The organism is Dellaglioa sp. CoH-57-MRSF-17 (assembly GCF_056782015.1).
Map to the genome: position 1 here is coordinate 1 of NZ_JBXAXY010000159.1, position 255 is coordinate 255.

General features: G+C 58.8%; 1 protein-coding gene. It reads right to left on the bottom strand.

The annotated features are described in order from the left end of the window. Window positions 1–255: hypothetical protein (locus AC1RPJ_RS08255; RefSeq protein ID WP_481762925.1), on the bottom strand; the 255-nt coding region annotated here is incomplete at both ends.

Here is a 255-nt window from a genome sequence, read left to right on the forward strand (position 1 = left end):
ATTTCCAGCTTATCGAGCGGACTGCGGGTGGTGCCTCCGGCGCCGCGCATCTGCATACCGTCAAGACTGCATGCGGTGCAGAAACTGAGCAGGGCGGTAAGGTCTTTGGCGCTGAGGGTGAAAAAGGTGTTGAAGTCCTGTGTCCAGCCCTCCGGTAGCAACGTTTCAAGACGTTTTCCCTCCTGCGACAGCGTCACAAACGCAACACCGCTCTCGCCGGGCGGCGCAGCCTTTGTCAGGGAGTAATGCTTACAG